Here is a 19,169-nt window from a genome sequence, read left to right as displayed (position 1 = left end):
TAATTAATGTGGAAAGGTGCATGATTTATAGTAGGCACCTTTTTTTACATGATTTGCAGACGGAAAATATATGAAGCGACTGATAAACCGAAGAAAGCTATACTAAGTAATAGAAATAAGAATGACATTTCTTGAGGGGATTTTATCTTTTTATTATTTTTCATACTAAGAGCAATAACTGCAAAAACTAAGAAAATGATGCCCATAATGAAAAGAAAAAGTGTCATTTTAACTGGCTCCTTTCATCAAACAAGTATATTGAGGATACAATGGGCCAGTTATGTTTGTAAAGAATAAGTTTTGCGGGGAAATTGAGAAATAAATGTTCCATTCTTTGCGTTCCTTCCTTCGCATGCTAAAATTGATGAGAAATGATTGTTTAAAGAAGAAACTGAAGGTTTTATTGTATATAAGGAGGAACTACATATGACAGAAGTAAAAACAATTACTACAGAAGAAGTGCAAGAGCGTTTAGAAAATGGAGAAACATTATTTTTAGTAGATGTAAGGGAAGATGAAGAAGTAGCGGCAGGGAAAATTCCGGAAGCTGTACATATTAAAATGGGCGATATTCCAAATAAAGTAGATTTCTTTGAGAAAGAGAATGAATATATCTTTATTTGCCGTTCGGGAATGCGTAGTGAAAATGTATGCCATTATTTAAATGAGCAAGGATTTAAAACAGTGAATATGGTTGGCGGTATGCTTCAATATGAAGGCGAAACTAAATAAGTAGCTGCAAAAACTTGAAACGAGTCTGTTTCAAGTTTTTTTCTTTTGCATACAGTATACAAAAGGGGGAGGGGAAATGGGAATTAACATGCGTAAAGTAAAAATTATTAATAATACAGGAGCTGTTAATGTCGGCGACTGTTATGATATCTCACCTTTAGCTGTGGCAAAAATATATGCTGGTGCTGGAGGATCGAGTGCGGCTGTGTTTTTAAATGGGAAACGACAGCCAGAAGCTGTGATTAGAACATCAGTGTTTCTTCCACCATTGGCGACGAGTACACGTACATTAGGTGCATAAAGGAAAGGTAGAGTGTAAGTATGCCTGCACGTATTAAAGAATTTATTATCGTTAATAATACTGGGAATATATTCACGGGTGATAATTTGAGTGATAATTCGTTTACTGCTTCGAAATCGTATAGTGGTTCAATGGGGTGTACTTGGATTGATGTTGTTACAGTAATAGGAACAGAGACGAAGCTTTGTTTACAGCCGGGAGATTCGGTGACGACAACCTATACACGAGGTACCCCTGCTGGTACTGTAACGGGAACAAATATGGGGCAAGGTGCAAATGTATCGAGTATATCGCAAGCTGTCCCTAATACAGATAATATGGATTCAGTTGCTGGACTCCCTTAAGGAATTAAGGGAGTTTTTATTATTTAGAATAAAAATAGTCTTTGAGATTGTTTTTGTAAATACATATTAAGAAGAGGTTTGTTTAAAGTAAAAAAGATGGTGTGTAGGTGGTGAAAGTGTGAAAGAGCGCGATAGACAAAATTCATTAAACTCTAATTTCAGAATTTCACCGAATCTTATTGGACCTACTTTTCCTCCCGTTCCAACGGGATTTACTGGCATTGGGATTACTGGTCCAACCGGTCCACAAGGCCCGACTGGCCCACAAGGACCAAGGGGATTTCAAGGTCCGATGGGGGAGATGGGCCCAACAGGACCTCAAGGAGTGCAAGGGATTCAAGGACCAGCTGGACAAATGGGTGCAACAGGACCAGAAGGACAGCAGGGACCACAAGGATTAAGGGGACCACAGGGAGAAACTGGAGCGACAGGACCTCAAGGAGTGCAAGGGTTACAAGGTCCGATTGGTCCGACCGGAGCGACTGGGGCACAAGGAATACAGGGGATACAGGGATTACAGGGGCCGATTGGAGCTACCGGGCCAGAGGGACCTCAAGGAATTCAAGGAGTGCAAGGGGTACCGGGTGCAACAGGTTCACAAGGAATACAAGGAGCTCAAGGGATACAAGGCCCACAAGGACCGAGTGGAAATACGGGAGCAACAGGAGTGACTGGTCAGGGGATTAGTGGTCCGACAGGAGTAACTGGTGAACAAGGAATCCAAGGGGTTCAGGGAATTCAAGGGATAACGGGGGCAACCGGAGATCAAGGTCCGCAAGGTATACAAGGGGCCATAGGACCTCAAGGTATAACAGGAGCAACCGGAGATCAAGGCCCACAAGGAATACAAGGGGTACCTGGTCCAACCGGGGACACAGGCTCACAAGGAGTCCAAGGAATTCAAGGGCCAATGGGTGATATAGGACCAACAGGCCCAGAAGGCCCAGAAGGACTTCAGGGTCCGCAAGGAATACAAGGAGTGCCAGGACCAGCTGGAGCAACAGGTCCAGAGGGCCCACAAGGAATACAAGGAATTCAAGGACCAATAGGAGTAACAGGTCCAGAAGGTCCACAAGGAATTCAGGGAATACAAGGGGTTCAAGGTATAACAGGAGCAACCGGAGCACAAGGAGCAACTGGAGTTCAAGGTGTTCAAGGGAATATAGGAGCAACAGGTCCAGAGGGCCCGCAAGGAGTGCAAGGTACTCAAGGGGATATAGGTCCAACAGGTCCAATGGGTCCACAGGGAGTTCAAGGTATCCAAGGAATTCAAGGACCGACAGGTGCGCAAGGAGTGCAAGGCCCACAAGGAATTCAAGGAATCCAAGGGCCGACAGGAGTAACTGGAGATACGGGTACAACAGGGGTGACAGGGGAAGGGCCGACAGGAGCAACTGGAGTAACTGGTCCAACAGGTGTAACTGGTCCATCAGGTGGACCAGCCGGACCGACTGGCCCAACAGGTCCATCAGGTCCCACGGGAGTGACAGGTCCATCCGGTGGACCACCTGGTCCGACAGGAGCGACAGGTGTAACGGGAGGAGTAGGAGATACGGGAGCAACAGGGGCGACGGGTGTGACCGGAGCAACGGGGCTGCAGGGTCCACAAGGAATACAAGGAGTACAAGGAGACATAGGCCCAACCGGTCCGCAAGGTGTTCAAGGTCCACAAGGGATCCAAGGTATAACGGGAGCAACGGGAGATCAAGGGCCGCAAGGAATTCAAGGCCCGCAAGGAATCCAAGGTCCAACAGGTCCTCAAGGAATCCAAGGAGGTCAAGGCCCACAAGGGATACAAGGGGCAACAGGTGTAACCGGAGCACAAGGCCCACAGGGAATTCAAGGGATACAAGGAGTGCAAGGTCCGACTGGTCCACAAGGCCCAACCGGAATACAAGGTGTGCAAGGAGAAATAGGTCCAACTGGTCCGCAAGGTGTGCAAGGTTTACAAGGTCCACAAGGCCCAACCGGGGACACGGGTCCAACAGGAGCGCAAGGCCCACAAGGAATTCAAGGTCCAACGGGAGCAACAGGAGCGACAGGTTCACAAGGAATCCAAGGTCCAACGGGAGCAACAGGAGCGACAGGTTCACAAGGAATTCAAGGTCCAACGGGGGCAACAGGTTCACAAGGTCCAACCGGAGGCACGGGTCCAACAGGTTCACAAGGAATCCAAGGTCCAACGGGAGCAACAGGAGCAACCGGGGTGACTGGAGTTAGTACAACTGCAACGTATTCCTTTGCAAATAATACTTCAGGAAGTGCTATTTCCGTGTTGTTAGGCGGTACGAATATACCATTACCGAACAATCAAAATATTGGACCGGGAATAACAGTTAGTGGTGGAAATACTGTGTTTACCGTTACAAATGCAGGTAATTATTATATAGCCTACACAATTAATATAACGGCAGCTTTACTTGTAAGTTCGCGTATAACTGTAAATGGAAGTCCGCTAGCAGGAACAATAAATTCACCGGCAGTGGCTACAGGTTCATTTAATGCGACAATTATTAGTAATTTAGCTGCGGGCTCTGCTATTAGTTTACAGTTATTTGGATTACTTGCAGTGGCTACATTATCTACGACAACGCCAGGAGCTACTCTAACTATTATTAGATTAAGTTAATAAGCAAAAAAACCTTGGAACTTTTATGTTTCAAGGTTTTTTATCCCTCTATTTGTGGGCTAATAATCAGTGGGGATGGACAAAACCCCCACTGATTAAAGTTTCACTTTATTCACTTGAGCAAAAACATCGCGGTTCAAAAATATATTATAATAGAATGAAGAGAGGTATAAATTTGGCAGAAAGGGAGAGTGGCGATGCAGGAGAAGGTTAAAGATTTTTTCGGACGCCCACTTCAAGATTTACGCATCTCTGTCATTGATCGTTGTAATTTACGGTGTACGTATTGTATGCCAGCGGAAGTGTTTGGTCCTGATTATGCTTTTTTGAAAGATGAGTTTTTACTGACATTTGATGAAATAGAGCGATTAGCAAAAGTATTTGTTAGCATCGGTGTACGGAAAATTAGACTTACTGGTGGCGAACCCTTGCTCCGTAAGGACTTAACAAAACTTATCGAACGTCTCGTGAAAATTGACGGTTTAGTAGATATAGGATTAACGACAAATGCGATTCATTTAACGAAGCAAGCGAAGGCGTTAAAAGAAGCTGGGTTACACCGAGTAAATGTTAGTTTGGATGCGATAGATGATAATGTGTTCCGCGCAATTAATGGCCGGAATATGAATACGAAGCCAGTGTTAAAAGGAATTATGGCAGCGAAAGAAGCAGGCCTTGAAGTGAAAGTAAATATGGTTGTGAAAAAAGGAATGAATGATCATCAAGTACTTCCGGTTGCTACGTATTTTAAAGAACAAGGAATCACGCTTAGATTTATTGAGTTTATGGATGTTGGCAGTACGAATGGATGGAATTTTGATCAAGTTATTACGAAACGAGAATTAATTGATATGATTCATGGGGTGTATCCAATTGAGCCAGCTGAAGCTCATTATTTTGGTGAGGTTGCGAAGCGGTATCGATACGTTGGAACGAATGTAGAGGTTGGTTTTATTACCTCTGTTTCTGAGTCATTTTGTTCTTCTTGTACGAGAGCAAGAATTTCGGCAGATGGAAAGTTTTATACTTGCTTGTTTGCAACAGAAGGAATGGATTTAAGGAAACTTCTGAGGGAGAACCTTTCGGATAATGAGTTATTAAAAGCTATACAATATGTATGGGAGAATAGAAAAGATCGATATTCAGATGAACGGACAGAAGAAAGTGCGAAAAATCGTCCGAAAATTGAAATGTCTTATATAGGAGGATAAGAAAGGGGGATGTCGTATGCAAGAGCGATATTCAAGACAAATGTTATTTTCTGGTGTTGGGGAAGCAGGGCAACGGAAAATAAGAGGGAAGCACGTGCTCGTTATCGGTGCTGGTGCACTCGGAGCAGCGAATGCAGAAGCAATTGTTAGAGCAGGTGTTGGAAAAATAACAATTGCGGATCGTGATTATGTAGAATGGAGTAATTTACAAAGGCAACAATTATATACAGAAGAAGATGCAAAGCATTATAAACCGAAAGCAATAGCGGCAGCAGAACATTTAAAGGCAATTAATTCCGAAGTAGAAATTGTACCGGTTGTGACTGATGTAACGGTGCAAGAAATGGAAGAGTTAATTAAAGGTGTAGATTTAATATTAGATGCGACAGATAATTTTGAAACGCGCCTTCTTATTAATGATATATCGCAGATGTATAACGTTCCGTGGATATACGGAGGATGCGTTGGAAGCTACGGAGTAACTTATACAATCTTGCCAGGAAAAACGCCGTGTTTTCGATGTTTAATGGAACATCCGGCGAGCGGAGCGACATGTGATACGGCCGGTATTATACAGCCAGCAGTGCAATTAGTAGTTGCACATCAAATAACGGAAGCCTTGAAAATATTAGTAGAAGATTTTGAGGCACTTCGTGAAACGATGCTATCATTTGATCTTTGGAATAATCAACAGATGGCATTTAAAGTGAATAGGCAGAAAAAGGATACATGTTTATCCTGTGGAAAGTTACGTACATATCCGAGTTTAACATTTGAAGCACAAACGAAAACAGAAGTATTATGTGGGCGAAATACAGTTCAAATCCGTCCAGGTGTGCGTCAGGGTTTTAATTTAGAGGAAATTAAAAAGCGCTTACAAAAAAGTGTGGATGTAAAAGCAACGCCGTATTTATTATCATTTCCAGTGGAAGAATATCGTTTTGTTTTATTTACAGATGGCAGGGCGTTTATTCATGGTACGAATGATATGAATGTTGCGAAACGACTATATGCAAGATATATAGGTTGAACCTAAAGGGGAATCCTTTAGGTTCAAATGGAAAAGGTAGGATTAAGAATTTCTAATATAATCTCCATTTTTTCCGCCCGTTTTTTCAAGTAAGTACGTTTCGCCAATAATCATACCCTTATCAACGGCTTTACACATGTCATATACAGTAAGAGCGGTAGCGGAAGCAGCTGTTAAAGCTTCCATCTCAACGCCGGTACTACCTTCTGTTTTAACTTTTACTTCAATAAGTAGCCGATATTGTTCTTCTGACTGTTTCCAATCGAAAGAGACATCAACACCTTTTAATAATAAAGGATGGCACATTGGGATAATATCAGAAGTACGTTTTGCAGCCATAATACCTGCGATTTGTGCGACGGCTAATACGTCACCTTTACCAATTTCGTTGCGTGAGATTTTATCAAAAATTTCTTTTGTAACGAGAATGCTAGAGCATGCTATTGCTGTTCGAACGGTTATTTTTTTGTCACTTATATCAACCATTTTAGCGCGCCCTTGGTCGTTGAAATGTGTGAATGAAGACATGGAATTCCTCCTTGAAGTAATTGCGATTTAATATATAAAGTGTAATCGAGATTAGATATTTTGCAAATATGAGGTGAGAAACAATGGTAGAAAAACGAATTCCGATTCAAGTTGCTGAGGCTGTAGAGCGGGTTATGAAATATGCTAAGCATGGTGAAGTAGAAGAAGTTTCTATTACAGAAAGTTATGGGAGGATTCTTGGAGAGGATGTTGTCTCAGATCACGACGTTCCTCACTTTGATCGTTCTCCTTACGATGGTTTCGCAATTCGAGCAGAAGACACGAAGGAAGCGAGTCAAGAGCAGCCGATTGAATTTGAAGTAATAGGAGAGATCGGAGCAGGATCTGTTTTTACAGAAGAAGTAGGGGCTTTTCAGGCGATTCGTATTATGACAGGAGCAGCTATTCCAGAAGATTGCAATGCAGTCGTAATGCTAGAACTGACGGAAGGATTCGAGAGGAACGAAAGTACATATATGAAGTTAAAACGTCCTTTCCAAGACGGTGACAATGTGTCATTTAAAGGAGAAGATATAAAACAAAATCAAGTCCTCGTTAAGAAAGGTGTCGTAATCAATCCAGGTGTTGCCGCATTATTAGCGACGTTTGGATATAGCACTGTGAAAGTTGTAAAACAGCCTGTTGTCGGTATTGTAACGACAGGAAGTGAATTACTAGAAGTGCATGAGGCGTTAGAGCCAGGGAAAATTAGAAATAGTAACTCTTACATGATTGCCGCTCAAATTATGAAAGCTGGCGGGAAAGTGCGTTACTATGGGCAACTTGCCGATGAGTTAGATGCATGTTTTACAGCTGTTAAATCAGCGATGGATGAGGTTGATATTTTAATTACAACGGGCGGTGTTTCAGTAGGGGATTACGACTATTTGCCAGCTATTTATGAAAGGTTACAGGCGAATGTACTCTTTAATAAAATAGCGATGAGACCTGGAAGTGTAACGACAGTAGCTGAAGTTGATGGAAAGCTACTCTTTGGTTTATCAGGTAATCCATCAGCTTGTTATGTAGGTTTCGAATTATTTGTGCATCCAATTATGAAAACGTATTTGCATGTGAAGGAGCCTCACGTATATAGAACTGATGCTATTTTACAAAAAGATTTTCCGAAACCAAATCCGTTTACTCGTTTTGTAAGAGCGAAAGCGAGTATTGTTAATGGGGCACTACAAGCGATGCCAGTCGGTTTAGATAAATCGAGTGCGGTCTCTTCACTTGCGGATGCAAATGCTTTTATCGTGCTGCCTGGAGGAACGAGAGGATTTGAAGCAGGAATGAAAGTGTCTGTATTATTGTTAGAATGCTCTGAGGGAAGTGATTGGCCGTGGGCAAAGCCTCTTCAATCTTACAAATAGTAGGGTATCAAAATAGCGGGAAAACAACACTTGTAGAGAAGATGGTACATGCATTAGCTGAAAGAGAAATGAAGGTTGCTACAATTAAACATCATGGTCACGGGGGCTTTCCTGAAGTAGCGCAAAAAGATAGTGAAAGACACCGAAAAGCTGGTGCTGTAGTAAGTAGTGTAGAAGGTGCTGGATTACTATCTTTGTCCTCTTTGCGAGATGAATGGTCCTTGCAAGAAATTATCCGCTTGTACGAATTTTTTGAAGTAGATACGATTTTAATAGAGGGCTATAAAGCTGAGAACTATCCGAAAGTAGTGTTACTTCGTTCTGCGGAAGACGCTGAACTTTTACATAAAGTAGAAAATATAGCGGCAGTTATTACGTGGTATGATGCTTCGTCAAATGTACGAGAAGAATATAAAGTATTTCATATAACAGAAGAAAAATTGTATATAGACTGGTTTTTACAAACAGCTAGGGGTGCAAAATGATAAATACGTATTATGAAGTAATTGATACAGAAATCTCGATTGAAGAGGTGACAAAGAAAGTAGTTCGCCGTGAATGTGGTGCTGTTACAACATTTATCGGGACAATTAGGGAGTTTACGAAAGGGCGTCGTACACTATACTTAGAGTATGTAGCTTATAAGACGATGGCAGAAAAGATGCTACAGAAAATTGGATCAGAAGTGAAGGAGAAGTGGCCCGGTACACATGTTGCGATTACGCATCGCATCGGCACGCTGCAAATTTCTGATATAGCGGTTGTTGTTGCTGTATCAACGCCTCATCGCAAAGAGGCTTATGAAGCGAATGAATATATTATGGAGCGTATTAAGAAAATTGTTCCAATTTGGAAAAAGGAGTTTTGGGAAGATGGTGACTCATGGATTGGTGACCAATTAGAAAAAACACCATATCCAGCAGGAGAGCCTGGGAAGGAGTTATAAATATGATTCGAGTATTGTTATTTGCGAACTTGCAAGAAGAAGCAGGAACGAGTGAATTACAAATAGAGAAAGAAGATATTACTGTTGCAGAGTTAAAAGATATTGTTGCGAAAGAATATAATGTACCAGTTTCAGCGCCAATTATGGTTGCGATTAATGAAGAGTACGCAAATGAAGATGACACGATACACACTGGTGATGTAGTTGCACTAATACCACCAGTGAGTGGTGGTTAATATTGGATTTATGCTATGAAAAACGACTTTCCTAAATAGGGAAAGTCGTTTTTTTATGGCATTTTGGAGAACACTATCTTATAGGAAAAGGAGGAAGTTATGAAAAAGATATGTGTAATGATTGCAATGATATGTTCTGTTTTTTTCTTTTCTCCAAGCAATTCTTTGGCAAAAGAATCGACGGAACAGCTTTTAGAAAGTGCGTTACTGAATCGATATTACTCGGTTATAAGGCAAGTGACAGAAGATCAGTATGAATGTGACTCAGTTACAAATATAAAGCGTCTAGGCAAGAAAGATGAGTTTGTTCCTAGGTTTGAAGTTACGATACAATTTCTTACATTTCAAGGGGCACATAATCCGCCGAATGATAAAGTTACACTTACTTTGGAAGAAAATTTAGATCACATAAAGATAAAGAAAGTGGAGCGAGAAAAGAATGTTTCTGGTGCTATTGTAGAAAAGATTTGTGCACGAAAAAACGAAAAAATAAAAGCTCACTCTAATGATTTAGAGCGATAACCTATGACATTTTGTAGAGAAAGGTAATGAGCGATGGATATACTTTTAGCGATTTTACCAGCTATATTTTGGGGGAGTATTGTGCTATTTAACGTGAAACTGGGCGGGGGACCGTATAGTCAAACGCTCGGTACAACGTTCGGTGCACTTATCTTCTCAATTGTTGTTTATATTTTTATGAAGCCGGTATTAACTCCGACCGTTATTGGAGTTGGAATTGTATCTGGCTTATTTTGGGCACTTGGTCAAGCGAATCAATTAAAAAGTATTGATTTAATGGGTGTTTCTAGGACGATGCCGATTTCAACAGGGCTTCAATTAGTCGCGACAACATTATTTGGGGTTATCGTGTTTCATGAATGGTCAACGACGATATCGGTCGTTCTTGGAGTTTTGGCGCTCGTTTGTATTATTATCGGGGTTATTTTAACATCGCTGCAAAGTAAAGAAGAGAAGAATGCAGAGCAAGCAGGAAATTTTAAAAAAGGAATTATTATTTTATTAATTTCAACAGTCGGTTATTTAGTTTACGTAGTAGTTATCCGGTTATTTAACGTGAACGGTTGGTCGGCTTTATTACCACAAGCGGTCGGTATGGTATTAGGCGGGATTTTACTCACATTTAAACATCATCCATTCAATAAATATGCGATTCGAAATATTCTTCCAGGATTGATTTGGGCAGCTGGAAATATGTTTTTATTCATTTCGCAGCCAAGAGTTGGGGTCGCAACAAGCTTTTCCCTTTCACAAATGGGAATTATTATTTCGACGCTTGGCGGGATCTTTATATTAGGTGAAAGGAAAACGAAGCGTCAATTAATTGGGATTGTTATTGGTATCGTTTTTATCATTGCAGCTGGAATTATGCTGGGGATTGCGAAAAGTTAAGGAGGTATTAAAATGTATAGTGATTTAGAAGGGAAAGTCGTCGTTATTACAGGATCAGCAACTGGTCTTGGAAGAGCCATGGGAGTAAGATTTGCTAAAGAGAAGGCGAAAGTTGTTATTAACTATCGCTCAAGAGAGTCAGAAGCGAACGATGTATTAGAAGAAATAAAAAAGGTAGGTGGAGAAGCGATTGCTGTCAAAGGTGATGTGACGGTCGAGGCAGATGTTGTGAATCTCATTCAATCTGCTGTGAAAGAGTTTGGTACGCTCGACGTTATGATTAATAATGCAGGGATAGAAAACGCGGTACCGTCGCATGAAATGCCGTTAGAGGATTGGAATAAAGTAATTCATACAAATTTAACAGGTGCTTTTTTAGGAAGTCGTGAAGCGATTAAATATTTTGTGGAACACGATATTAAAGGTTCGGTTATTAATATGTCTAGTGTTCATGAGAAAATCCCGTGGCCATTATTTGTGCATTATGCGGCTAGTAAGGGGGGGATTAAGCTTATGACAGAAACGTTAGCGTTAGAATATGCACCAAAAGGTATTCGGGTAAATAATATTGGGCCTGGTGCAATTAATACGCCAATTAATGCTGAAAAATTTGCTGACCCGAAAAAACGTGACGACGTAGAAAGTATGATTCCAATGGGTTACATTGGAAAACCTGAAGAAATCGCAGCAGTAGCAACGTGGCTTGCTTCAGCAGAGGCAAGTTACGTAACTGGAATTACGTTATTTGCAGATGGTGGAATGACTTTATATCCATCGTTTCAAGCGGGGCGTGGGTAATATGAAAGGCCAAAGAGATTTAACTCTTTGGCCTTTTTTACGCAAAAAAAAATAGCGGTCGGCTATTTTTAAAATTAATGATTGATTGTATCTTGAAGAAATTCTGTTGCTTGATGTTCTGAAACATTCTGTACGAGCGCAACTTCACTAATAACCATTTTACGCGCATTATCTAGCATTTGTTTTTCGCTCGCATTTAATGCTCTTTCTTTATTGCGACGAAGTAAATCACGAACAACTTCTGCACTATCTTGAAGATTGCCGTTCTTCATTTTTTCCATATTCATTGTATATCTTTGTTTCCAAGAGAGTGAGGGGTCTGATTCCCCATGATGAAATTCAAGAAGTATACCATCTAAAGTACCTTTATCGACGATATAACGTATACCTGATTTTTGTAATTGATTTATCGGAAGCATTACTTGCATATCTTTACTAATGATGCGTATAACACAATATTGACGCGTAGTGCCTAATATTTCTTTCTCTTCAATTGCTTCGATGATTCCTGCACCGTGCATTGGATAAACGATTTTATCACCAATTTGAAACAAATCATCCACCTCCGTATGTGGTAACTACTTTTAATGATAACATACTAGGATAAAAATGTAAAATTTTATATGATATCACATCTGATATGCTGTAGTCAATATATAAAAGTCGTTTTTTTGTTTGTTTTTTTGCTCTTATAAGTTGAATAAATAGGGGGGATTTTTTTAGAAAAATAGTACAGGCGCAGAAAGAGGGCATATCCACTTATTTTTAAGCATAAAATATAAAATCGCTAATACAATATACCTAAATCCGTTCTTTGCAAGGGAGGGAGAGAAGGTGGGGCGCACAATTAGAATTGATATTACAAATAAAGTTGTAGCTAAATTTAGGCAAGATTATTTGGAATTATATACGAGTAAGTTTATGATAGGTAAGTTTTATGTCTATACTGAAGATAAACAATATGTGTTAGAAGACGGATATATATATGAAGATGGAAAGTTTTATCGCATCATAGATACGCACCGTGGCAATAAACAAGCGGCGGAGGGCTGCGATCTAGGATGGTGTTAACATGATTCGTGTGAAAGTGTTTGATGAAAGTCATGAAAAAGACTTAGAAGACGCTGTAAATGTATTTTTGAAAAAAATTGATGATAGTAACTTTGTAGATATTAAGTACCAAGTCGGTGTTTCTATTAACGATGACGAAAACCAAATTTATTGTTTTTCAGCAATGATCGTTTATAAAGCATAAAAAAGAGCTGGGTGAGCCAGCTCTTTTTTATGTTTTATGTTGGGACAACATGTGTCGGTAATACGTTCATAATAGATTGAGTTGTGCCTAATTTCTTTGTCGCTAAAAGAGGCGCCCCTGTTTCATGGTTTTGGACATCTGTACACATACCAAGGTGATAACGATCACCTAAAAATGGATCAATATAAAAACCGTTTTTAAAAACTTTATCATTCGGGTGTTTTTCATGGTGAATTTCAGAACAGTTAATGCAATAGAACATAGCTTTCATCTCCTTTTTATTTTTGTTTGAAAAAGTGGGTCGGTAGTCATTTCGCTCCTAAGGAAATGTTGAGGAGAAGAGAAATAACTACCTACCCAAATGGCGGGCATACTCCTTCTGATTTTTACATATCTCGCGTATTGTCCCCGAGGGAAGGAGGAGAGACGAAGTACAGATGAGATAAGTTAGGCGCTTCTCTCAATAGGAGTGATAGAGCTTCATATTGAGGGAATTTTCTATTTTTCATTGCCTTTGTGAGTATATTATGAAGGAATGGTGAGAGGGTGTTTGTCCTGTTGAAAAAATGTTGAGAATTTCTCAACAGTGAAAAAGAGTCTTTCTTGACATGAAACCAAAAGGTGTTATATTGTTAATGTGAAACTAAAAGGTGTTATATTTTAATGCCGAATAAAGGAGATATAAAATGGAACAACAAAATACATTAAATGATATTAAACAAACAATCGTTTTTAACGCGCCTATTCAAAAAGTATGGAATGTAGTATCGACTGCAGAAGGAATTGCGTCATGGTTTATGCCAAATGATTTCGAATTGGCGGTAGGACATGAGTTTCATGTGCAATCACCTTTCGGACCATCACCATGTAAAGTGTTAGAGATTGATGAGCCGAATTATTTATCTTTCTCATGGGACACAGATGGCTGGGTTGTTTCATTTAAATTGAAAGACCTAGGAGATAATAAAACAGAATTTACGTTAATTCACGGCGGCTGGAAACATCCTGATGAAATCCTTCCGAAAGCGAATGCGAAGAGCTCTATTATTCGCGATAGAATGAATGGTGGCTGGGTAGCGATTGTAAATGAAAAACTGAAAAAGGTTGTCGAAGGTTAAGTGTCCTCGTCAGCAGCGAAATATGATGTGTTTCAAGCAATTGCTGATCCAACCCGCCGAGAAGTGTTACGGTTATTAAGTGATAAAGAGTTACCAATTTCAAAAATAACGGATCATTTTCCGATGAGCCGTACTGCAGTTGTAAAGCACCTTTATATTCTTTCAGAAGCGAATTTAGTGAGTGGAAGAAAGAGCGGAAGAGAGAAGATATATCGTTTGCATCCAGAACCATTAGAGGAATTACAGCAGTGGCTCTCGTACTATGAACGATTTTGGGATAATAAATTGTCCGTGCTTAAACATATTGTGGAGAATGAAGAGTAGATTTTATGCAAAAAGGATGACCAAAATGGTCATCCTTTTTTTATTGTTCACTTGTTTGTTTAGCTGGCTTTAATAGGATCCAAGCGATAATTAATGTGAATACCGCTAATACGAAAGTGCTCATATAAATGACGTGTACACTTGATGCTAATGCGGATTGTGACTCGTTTGCTACGTTTGCTGTAGCCCCTCCATGTCCGCCAGAAGAAACAAGATCAAGGTTTTTAATGCCACGTGCATGAATCATCGTATTGAAGATCGTTCCGAAGATTGCAGCTCCTAGTGTTTGACTAAATGTATTAATAAATGTATTTAAACCAACTGCCGTTCCGCGCGTATGGGCCGGTACAGCTGCTTGAATTGTTACCATGTAAATTGGTGTAACAAGCCCCATTCCTAAGCCGAATAATCCGACTGCAACATAAATAAGGAATGATGGTGAATCTGTTGATAATGTAAATAATAAGAAAGTAGCAACTGATAAAATGCTAGCTCCAAGTAAAATAATTTGTTTCGTTTGTAACTTGCCAACTAAGTTGCCGGAGAACATAGCACCGAATGTCCACATAACAGGAATCGGCATTAAAATGAGTCCAGCCTCTGTCGCATTTTTTCCTAAAACACCTTGGCTCCAAATTGGAAGATACACTGTAATACTAATAATCATTGCGCCAGCAATAAGTGTTAGTATGTTTATTGTAGATAATGTACGGTTAGAGAAAAGTGCTAGCGGAATTAATGGTTCCGGAGACTTTTTCTCGATGTATAAGAAAATACTGAATGAAACAGCGGCAAAGATTAATAGGCCGATAATTGAAATGTCTCCCCAGTTTTGCTTACTGCTACCTGTTAATAATGCGTATAGTAAAGCAATTGTACTTAATGAGAAAACTGTCGCACCAAGATAGTCGATATGTTGCTTAGCGGCGGACTTAACAGATTCCTTATAAGAAGTGGCAAACATTAAGCAAGCGATAATTCCAAAAGGAACGTTTAAGAAGAAAATATAGCGCCAAGAAAGAGAATCAACTAAAAATCCACCTACTAACGGCCCAATAACACCAGATACACCCCAAACGGCACTCATCCAGCCTTGTGCTTTCGCGCGGTCTTTAGCTTCGCTATATAGATCTCCAATAATCGTCATTGTGATCGGCATAACAGCACCAGCCCCTATACCTTGAAGAGCACGGAAGAAGATTAATTGTTCCATTGATGTAACGACTCCGCAAAGTGCAGAACCGATTAAGAAGATTGTTGCTCCGATGAGCAGAACTTTTTTACGGCCGAATAAATCAGCTAGCTTTCCGTATATTGGAGTCGAAACAGCTGTTGCAAGCATATAGATTGCATATACCCAACTAACAAGTTCGACACCTGACAAATCACTCGTTATACGAGGGATCGCTGTACTAACAATCGTTCCTTCTACCGCAGAAAGAAACGTCATTAGCATTAAAGACATCATGACTTTTTTTCTCATTTGTTTTCCCCTTACCCTTTTTCGAATATTCAACAATATAAAATATAAAGGTACTAAGGTATATAAAGCAACAAAAAAGAAATGGGAAGTTAGGAGGAAGGGATATTTTTGAAGAAACGGTCGATATATTTAAAGTATCGCCAATATAATTTCGTGTACTGCTTTGCTATTTCAACATACTAAAAAAAGAAACAGGAGTCCCTGTTTCTTTTTTTAGTATTGCATTTTCGCATTTTGTCCTGCTGTTGTTCCGGCAATTCGGCCAGTAACAAGGGCAGATGTAATGTTATAGCCGCCAGTATAACCGTGAATATCAAGAACTTCTCCGCAGAAGTATAAACCATTCGTGAATTTCGAAGCCATTTCTTTCGGGTTAATTTCTTTAACGGATACCCCTCCGCCAGTAACGAATGCTTTTTCAATTGACTGCGTACCATTTACATGGACGGTAAATTCTTTAAAGTCTTTCACAAGTGCGCGAATCTTCTCATGAGAAACTTGCCCAGCTTGTTCGCTACCGTCAATTTCATTTTTTTCTAATAAGAATAGGAAGTAACGTTCAGGAACATAGCCTTTTAAAACGTTTTTAATTCCTTTTTTCGGATCTTCTTTCATTTGTTTCAGCATGCGCTGGAACAGTTGCTCACTATTTTCTTCTGGCAATGCATCGATACTCATGTGCACTGTGTTCGTTTTAAACTTTTTCATCGCTTTCACAACGAATTGGCTACAGCGAAGAGCAGCAGGACCAGATAGGCCGAAGTGAGTGAAAAGCATATCCATTTTATGAGAAATGATAACTTTTCCTTTCGGGTTTAATACACTTAAGTTTACATCTCGTAAAGCAAGACCTTGTAATGTGCGGTCACGAATAAACGGTTCGTTTGAAAGAATTGGTACTTCTGTTGGGAAAAGTTCTGTAATTGTATGCCCAGCTTTTTCAGCCCAAGCGTATCCGTCTCCAGTAGAACCAGTTTGAGGAACAGATTTTCCGCCAACAGCGATAACGACGTGATTCGTTTCTAACACTTCACCTGTTTGCAGAATAACAGCCTTCGTTTGACCGTTTTCATACTCAATCGTTTCGACAGGCGTATTCGTACGTATTTTCACACCTAAGTCTTTTAATCGTGTTAACAGTGCATCTACAACAGATTGCGCTTTATTTGATACTGGGAACATGCGGCCATGATCCTCTTCTTTCAGTTGTACACCGAGATTTTCGAAGAATGTAATAATATCTTCATTACTGAAAATAGAAAAAGCACTGTATAAGAAGCGACCATTTCCAGGTATATGTTTAACGATTTCATCAAGTGGTAGACGGTTTGTTACGTTACAACGACCACCACCAGAAATCGCAAGTTTACGTCCTAGTTTATTTCCTTTATCAAGAAGTAAGACGCTTGCGCCTTCTTCAGCAGCACCGATTGCAGCCATTAGCCCTGAAGGACCGCCGCCGATGACAATAACATCATAATGCATAATATATCGACCTCATTTTCTACATTTCCTGCCTAAAAGAATAGCATGTTTTCCCTTAAAAGAAAAATAGAGTGAAGTACTGCTTAAGAGGAGAATTGTGGTACAATACAAAAGTTAGAGTTCAGCATTATCCTGCTATTTATGGGCAATAAGACTACTATCTTAAGATTTATGAGAAGTAAAGAGGGAGTTAAAAAGGTCCGTAAATGCTCGAATGATTAGTAGGAGGGGAGTCTCCCACTAATTATAGTTTCACTTTATGTAGATGTAGGAGGATTTTCGTATGTCCGATTCAAAATTTCTGCGCGGAACGCTTATTGTGACGTTAGGGACATTTTTAGTAAAGTTCTTAGGCATGATTTACGTTTTTCCGTTTCATGCATTAGTAGGCACAGAAGGCGGAACGCTCTATACATATGGATACATTCCATATACGATATTTTTAAGTATCGCAACGGCAGGAGTGCCGCTTGCTGTTTCTAAGTTTGTTTCCAAATATAATGCACTTGGAGATTATAAAACGAGCCGGAGAATGTTCCGCTCGGGAATGGTTATGATGATAGTAACAGGAGTTCTTTCCTTCTTAGTACTGTACATGACCGCACCATTATTTGCAGAAGCAATGCTTGGTAAACAAAGTTTACAAAATAAGATAGAAGAAGTTACGACGATTATTCGCCTCGTAAGTTTTGCGCTTATTGTTGTGCCGGCAGCAAGTTTGATTCGTGGTTATTTCCAAGGCCACCAATCGATGGGACCGACTACGGTTTCACAAATTATTGAGCAAATTATTCGTATCGTCTTTTTATTAGCGGGTAGTTTCATCGTTATTAAAGTACTTGGCGGTACAGTAGCAACGGCAGTTGGGGTTGCGACATTCGCTGCGTTCGTTTCAGCAGTTGGAGCACTTGGCGTATTAATTTGGTACTGGTTAAAACGTAAAAAATATTTGGATCAATATTTAATTGAGCAAACTGTACCAGAATCGACGGTAAGTACCGCTCAATTGTTTAAAGAGTTGTTTGCATATGCAATCCCTTACGTTGTAATTGGATTAACAATTCCTTTATATCAACAAATTGATACATTGACATTTAACTCTATTATGCAGGCGATTGGTCAAGGAGATATCGCAGAGCGAGCACTCGGTATTTTCACGATGTGGACGCATAAATTAATTATGATTCCAGTATCACTTGCAACAGCGTTTAGTTTAACGCTCGTGCCAGCGATTACAAAGTCGTTTACTGAAAAGCAATACCGTTATTTGAAATTACAAATTACACAAACATTCCAGGCGAATATGTTTTTAACATTGCCAGCAGTTGTAGGTATTTCTACACTTGCATATCCGATTTACACTGCTTTCTACGATTCAGACCCACTAGGTGGACAAGTATTAATGTGGTATGCGCCAGTTGCATTGTTATTCGCTTTATTCACAGTAACAGCAGCAATTCTGCAAGGGATTAACCAGCAGAAACATGCGGTTATTGCGCTTGTGATGGGTGTTATTTTGAAATTTGCATGTAACGTAATCTTTATTCGTTATTTCGGTACAGTTGGGGCGATTTTGGCTACTGCAGTCGGCTTCTTAGCTTCCGTATGGTATACGAATAGACAAATTAAAAAACACGCACACTATTCATTTGGTGTTGTATATAAGAGAACATTCCAAATTGCAGTCTTAACACTTGTAATGGTTATTGCTGTAAAACTATCACAATGGCTTCTATCCTTCATGATTTCGCCTGATGGCCGTATTGGTGCTCTTATTACAGTTGCGATTTGTGCAGGTATTGGTGGTCTTGTTTACGGATTGTTAGCGATTCGCACAGGAGTACTAGAAAGAGTATTTGGCGGAGAAGCTTTAGAGAAAATCCAGCGTAAACTTGGTAGTAGATTCAAAATAAAGTTGAAATCAAAAGGGGCGTAAATACGTCCCCTTTTCTATGATAAATAA

Annotated in this window: 24 protein-coding genes; 18 read left to right on the top strand and 6 right to left on the bottom strand. The window is 39.8% G+C overall.

The genetic code is table 11. From position 1 onward, the window contains the following. Positions 1 to 44: 44 nt before the first annotated feature. Positions 45 to 227: a hypothetical protein gene (locus B5P40_RS14870; protein WP_002015640.1), complete on the bottom strand. Its 183-nt coding sequence runs from the start codon at positions 225 to 227 to the stop codon at positions 45 to 47. A 199-nt stretch (positions 228 to 426) separates the two neighbouring features. On the opposite strand from B5P40_RS14870, the gene B5P40_RS14865 reads away from it, so the two are divergent. From B5P40_RS14865 to B5P40_RS14835, 6 genes are all read left to right on the top strand, one after another. Beyond that, on the top strand, positions 427 to 732 hold the full coding sequence (locus B5P40_RS14865; protein ID WP_000141214.1) for a rhodanese-like domain-containing protein: 306 nt from the start codon (positions 427 to 429) through the stop codon (positions 730 to 732). A gap of 76 nt (positions 733 to 808) precedes the next feature. Next, positions 809 to 1,033: a spore germination protein gene (locus tag B5P40_RS14860; RefSeq protein WP_000512595.1), complete on the top strand. Its 225-nt coding sequence runs from the start codon at positions 809 to 811 to the stop codon at positions 1,031 to 1,033. A gap of 20 nt (positions 1,034 to 1,053) precedes the next feature. Continuing rightward, positions 1,054 to 1,377, top strand: coding sequence for a hypothetical protein (locus tag B5P40_RS14855; protein WP_002190941.1), 324 nt, complete (start codon positions 1,054 to 1,056; stop codon positions 1,375 to 1,377). Positions 1,378 to 1,495: 118 nt separating this feature from the next. Further along, positions 1,496 to 4,006: a BclA C-terminal domain-containing protein gene (locus B5P40_RS14850; RefSeq protein WP_113709358.1), complete on the top strand. Its 2,511-nt coding sequence runs from the start codon at positions 1,496 to 1,498 to the stop codon at positions 4,004 to 4,006. Positions 4,007 to 4,203: 197 nt separating this feature from the next. Then, positions 4,204 to 5,217 carry a GTP 3',8-cyclase MoaA gene (moaA, locus tag B5P40_RS14840; protein ID WP_002138702.1) on the top strand — a complete coding sequence of 338 codons (1,014 nt, stop codon included), beginning with the start codon at positions 4,204 to 4,206 and terminating at the stop codon, positions 5,215 to 5,217. 16 nt (positions 5,218 to 5,233) lie between these two features. After that, positions 5,234 to 6,247 (top strand): molybdopterin-synthase adenylyltransferase MoeB, encoded by a 1,014-nt coding sequence (locus B5P40_RS14835; protein ID WP_002190938.1) that lies wholly within the window; start codon positions 5,234 to 5,236, stop codon positions 6,245 to 6,247. Positions 6,248 to 6,289: 42 nt separating this feature from the next. Here B5P40_RS14835 and moaC read toward each other — a convergent pair whose 3' ends face one another. After that, the gene (gene moaC / locus B5P40_RS14830) at positions 6,290 to 6,775 is read right to left on the bottom strand and encodes a cyclic pyranopterin monophosphate synthase MoaC (protein ID WP_002129484.1); all 486 of its coding nucleotides are present in this window, start codon (positions 6,773 to 6,775) and stop codon (positions 6,290 to 6,292) included. 83 nt (positions 6,776 to 6,858) lie between these two features. Here moaC and B5P40_RS14825 point away from each other — a divergent pair, with 83 nt between their 5' ends. The 7 genes from B5P40_RS14825 to B5P40_RS14795 all read left to right on the top strand — a co-directional run bounded on the left by B5P40_RS14825 (position 6,859) and on the right by B5P40_RS14795 (position 11,541). Beyond that, the gene (locus B5P40_RS14825) at positions 6,859 to 8,148 is read left to right on the top strand and encodes a molybdopterin molybdotransferase MoeA (protein WP_113709357.1); all 1,290 of its coding nucleotides are present in this window, start codon (positions 6,859 to 6,861) and stop codon (positions 8,146 to 8,148) included. Then, positions 8,112 to 8,633: a molybdopterin-guanine dinucleotide biosynthesis protein B gene (mobB, locus tag B5P40_RS14820; RefSeq protein ID WP_002143449.1), complete on the top strand. Its 522-nt coding sequence runs from the start codon at positions 8,112 to 8,114 to the stop codon at positions 8,631 to 8,633. The genes B5P40_RS14825 and mobB overlap by 37 nt, the downstream gene beginning before the upstream one ends. Further along, entirely contained in the window at positions 8,630 to 9,094 is a 465-nt protein-coding gene (gene moaE, locus B5P40_RS14815; protein ID WP_113709356.1) for a molybdopterin synthase catalytic subunit MoaE, read from the top strand. The genes mobB and moaE overlap by 4 nt, the downstream gene beginning before the upstream one ends. 2 nt (positions 9,095 to 9,096) lie before the next feature. Beyond that, positions 9,097 to 9,330: a molybdopterin converting factor subunit 1 gene (gene moaD, locus B5P40_RS14810; RefSeq protein WP_002015653.1), complete on the top strand. Its 234-nt coding sequence runs from the start codon at positions 9,097 to 9,099 to the stop codon at positions 9,328 to 9,330. A 99-nt stretch (positions 9,331 to 9,429) separates the two neighbouring features. After that, complete coding sequence (locus B5P40_RS14805) at positions 9,430 to 9,852, top strand: DUF3888 domain-containing protein (protein WP_113709355.1); 423 nt, start codon at positions 9,430 to 9,432, stop codon at positions 9,850 to 9,852. A 33-nt stretch (positions 9,853 to 9,885) separates the two neighbouring features. Then, positions 9,886 to 10,743, top strand: coding sequence for a glucose uptake protein GlcU (gene glcU, locus B5P40_RS14800; RefSeq protein WP_002015656.1), 858 nt, complete (start codon positions 9,886 to 9,888; stop codon positions 10,741 to 10,743). Between the two features lie 12 nt (positions 10,744 to 10,755). Further along, the gene (locus B5P40_RS14795) at positions 10,756 to 11,541 is read left to right on the top strand and encodes a glucose 1-dehydrogenase (protein ID WP_002015659.1); all 786 of its coding nucleotides are present in this window, start codon (positions 10,756 to 10,758) and stop codon (positions 11,539 to 11,541) included. 74 nt (positions 11,542 to 11,615) lie between these two features. Here B5P40_RS14795 and B5P40_RS14790 read toward each other — a convergent pair whose 3' ends face one another. Then, a complete protein-coding gene (locus B5P40_RS14790) occupies positions 11,616 to 12,095 on the bottom strand; it encodes a CarD family transcriptional regulator (protein WP_002143447.1) in 480 nt (159 codons plus the stop codon). Positions 12,096 to 12,375: 280 nt separating this feature from the next. Here B5P40_RS14790 and B5P40_RS14785 point away from each other — a divergent pair, with 280 nt between their 5' ends. Beyond that, positions 12,376 to 12,612 carry a DUF2553 family protein gene (locus tag B5P40_RS14785; protein ID WP_002089059.1) on the top strand — a complete coding sequence of 79 codons (237 nt, stop codon included), beginning with the start codon at positions 12,376 to 12,378 and terminating at the stop codon, positions 12,610 to 12,612. A gap of 1 nt (position 12,613) precedes the next feature. Next, complete coding sequence (locus B5P40_RS14780) at positions 12,614 to 12,796, top strand: sporulation protein Cse60 (RefSeq protein ID WP_000621751.1); 183 nt, start codon at positions 12,614 to 12,616, stop codon at positions 12,794 to 12,796. Positions 12,797 to 12,830: 34 nt separating this feature from the next. On the opposite strand, the gene B5P40_RS14775 is transcribed toward B5P40_RS14780, so the two are convergent. After that, positions 12,831 to 13,058 (bottom strand): DUF3973 domain-containing protein, encoded by a 228-nt coding sequence (locus B5P40_RS14775; RefSeq protein ID WP_113709354.1) that lies wholly within the window; start codon positions 13,056 to 13,058, stop codon positions 12,831 to 12,833. A gap of 424 nt (positions 13,059 to 13,482) precedes the next feature. On the opposite strand from B5P40_RS14775, the gene B5P40_RS14770 reads away from it, so the two are divergent. After that, on the top strand, positions 13,483 to 13,914 hold the full coding sequence (locus B5P40_RS14770; protein WP_113709353.1) for an SRPBCC family protein: 432 nt from the start codon (positions 13,483 to 13,485) through the stop codon (positions 13,912 to 13,914). After that, on the top strand, positions 13,915 to 14,238 hold the full coding sequence (locus B5P40_RS14765) for an ArsR/SmtB family transcription factor (protein WP_002190933.1): 324 nt from the start codon (positions 13,915 to 13,917) through the stop codon (positions 14,236 to 14,238). A gap of 40 nt (positions 14,239 to 14,278) precedes the next feature. Here the strand turns inward: B5P40_RS14765 and B5P40_RS14760 are convergent, their stop codons facing one another. Both B5P40_RS14760 and B5P40_RS14755 read right to left on the bottom strand, forming a co-directional pair. After that, positions 14,279 to 15,721 carry an MDR family MFS transporter gene (locus B5P40_RS14760; protein WP_113709352.1) on the bottom strand — a complete coding sequence of 481 codons (1,443 nt, stop codon included), beginning with the start codon at positions 15,719 to 15,721 and terminating at the stop codon, positions 14,279 to 14,281. 213 nt (positions 15,722 to 15,934) lie between these two features. Beyond that, a complete protein-coding gene (locus B5P40_RS14755) occupies positions 15,935 to 17,206 on the bottom strand; it encodes a BaiN/RdsA family NAD(P)/FAD-dependent oxidoreductase (RefSeq protein WP_002034390.1) in 1,272 nt (423 codons plus the stop codon). Positions 17,207 to 17,489: 283 nt separating this feature from the next. Here B5P40_RS14755 and B5P40_RS14750 point away from each other — a divergent pair, with 283 nt between their 5' ends. Continuing rightward, positions 17,490 to 19,142, top strand: a complete 1,653-nt coding sequence (locus B5P40_RS14750; protein WP_002089053.1) for a putative polysaccharide biosynthesis protein — start codon at positions 17,490 to 17,492, stop codon at positions 19,140 to 19,142. Positions 19,143 to 19,169 lie beyond the last annotated feature (27 nt).

The sequence above is a fragment of the Bacillus sp. SRB_8 genome (assembly GCF_003264205.1).
Lineage (GTDB): Bacteria > Bacillota > Bacilli > Bacillales > Bacillaceae_G > Bacillus_A > Bacillus_A mycoides.
Note: the sequence above shows the minus strand (reverse complement) of the source record. Positions and strands in the feature narration are given on the sequence as shown.

Excerpts from the sequence above, each read along its gene's own strand:
- B5P40_RS14870 (WP_002015640.1), bottom strand. The coding sequence starts at position 227 with ATGACACTTTTTCTTTTCATTATGGGCATCATTTTCTTAGTTTTTGCA.
- B5P40_RS14865 (WP_000141214.1), top strand. The coding sequence starts at position 427 with ATGACAGAAGTAAAAACAATTACTACAGAAGAAGTGCAAGAGCGTTTA.
- B5P40_RS14860 (WP_000512595.1), top strand. The coding sequence starts at position 809 with ATGGGAATTAACATGCGTAAAGTAAAAATTATTAATAATACAGGAGCT.
- B5P40_RS14855 (WP_002190941.1), top strand. The coding sequence starts at position 1,054 with ATGCCTGCACGTATTAAAGAATTTATTATCGTTAATAATACTGGGAAT.
- moaA (WP_002138702.1), top strand. The coding sequence starts at position 4,204 with ATGCAGGAGAAGGTTAAAGATTTTTTCGGACGCCCACTTCAAGATTTA.
- B5P40_RS14835 (WP_002190938.1), top strand. The coding sequence starts at position 5,234 with ATGCAAGAGCGATATTCAAGACAAATGTTATTTTCTGGTGTTGGGGAA.
- moaC (WP_002129484.1), bottom strand. The coding sequence starts at position 6,775 with ATGTCTTCATTCACACATTTCAACGACCAAGGGCGCGCTAAAATGGTT.
- B5P40_RS14825 (WP_113709357.1), top strand. The coding sequence starts at position 6,859 with ATGGTAGAAAAACGAATTCCGATTCAAGTTGCTGAGGCTGTAGAGCGG.
- moaE (WP_113709356.1), top strand. The coding sequence starts at position 8,630 with ATGATAAATACGTATTATGAAGTAATTGATACAGAAATCTCGATTGAA.
- moaD (WP_002015653.1), top strand. The coding sequence starts at position 9,097 with ATGATTCGAGTATTGTTATTTGCGAACTTGCAAGAAGAAGCAGGAACG.
- B5P40_RS14805 (WP_113709355.1), top strand. The coding sequence starts at position 9,430 with ATGAAAAAGATATGTGTAATGATTGCAATGATATGTTCTGTTTTTTTC.
- glcU (WP_002015656.1), top strand. The coding sequence starts at position 9,886 with ATGGATATACTTTTAGCGATTTTACCAGCTATATTTTGGGGGAGTATT.
- B5P40_RS14795 (WP_002015659.1), top strand. The coding sequence starts at position 10,756 with ATGTATAGTGATTTAGAAGGGAAAGTCGTCGTTATTACAGGATCAGCA.
- B5P40_RS14780 (WP_000621751.1), top strand. The coding sequence starts at position 12,614 with ATGATTCGTGTGAAAGTGTTTGATGAAAGTCATGAAAAAGACTTAGAA.
- B5P40_RS14775 (WP_113709354.1), bottom strand. The coding sequence starts at position 13,058 with ATGTTCTATTGCATTAACTGTTCTGAAATTCACCATGAAAAACACCCG.
- B5P40_RS14770 (WP_113709353.1), top strand. The coding sequence starts at position 13,483 with ATGGAACAACAAAATACATTAAATGATATTAAACAAACAATCGTTTTT.
- B5P40_RS14760 (WP_113709352.1), bottom strand. The coding sequence starts at position 15,721 with ATGAGAAAAAAAGTCATGATGTCTTTAATGCTAATGACGTTTCTTTCT.
- B5P40_RS14755 (WP_002034390.1), bottom strand. The coding sequence starts at position 17,206 with ATGCATTATGATGTTATTGTCATCGGCGGCGGTCCTTCAGGGCTAATG.
- B5P40_RS14750 (WP_002089053.1), top strand. The coding sequence starts at position 17,490 with ATGTCCGATTCAAAATTTCTGCGCGGAACGCTTATTGTGACGTTAGGG.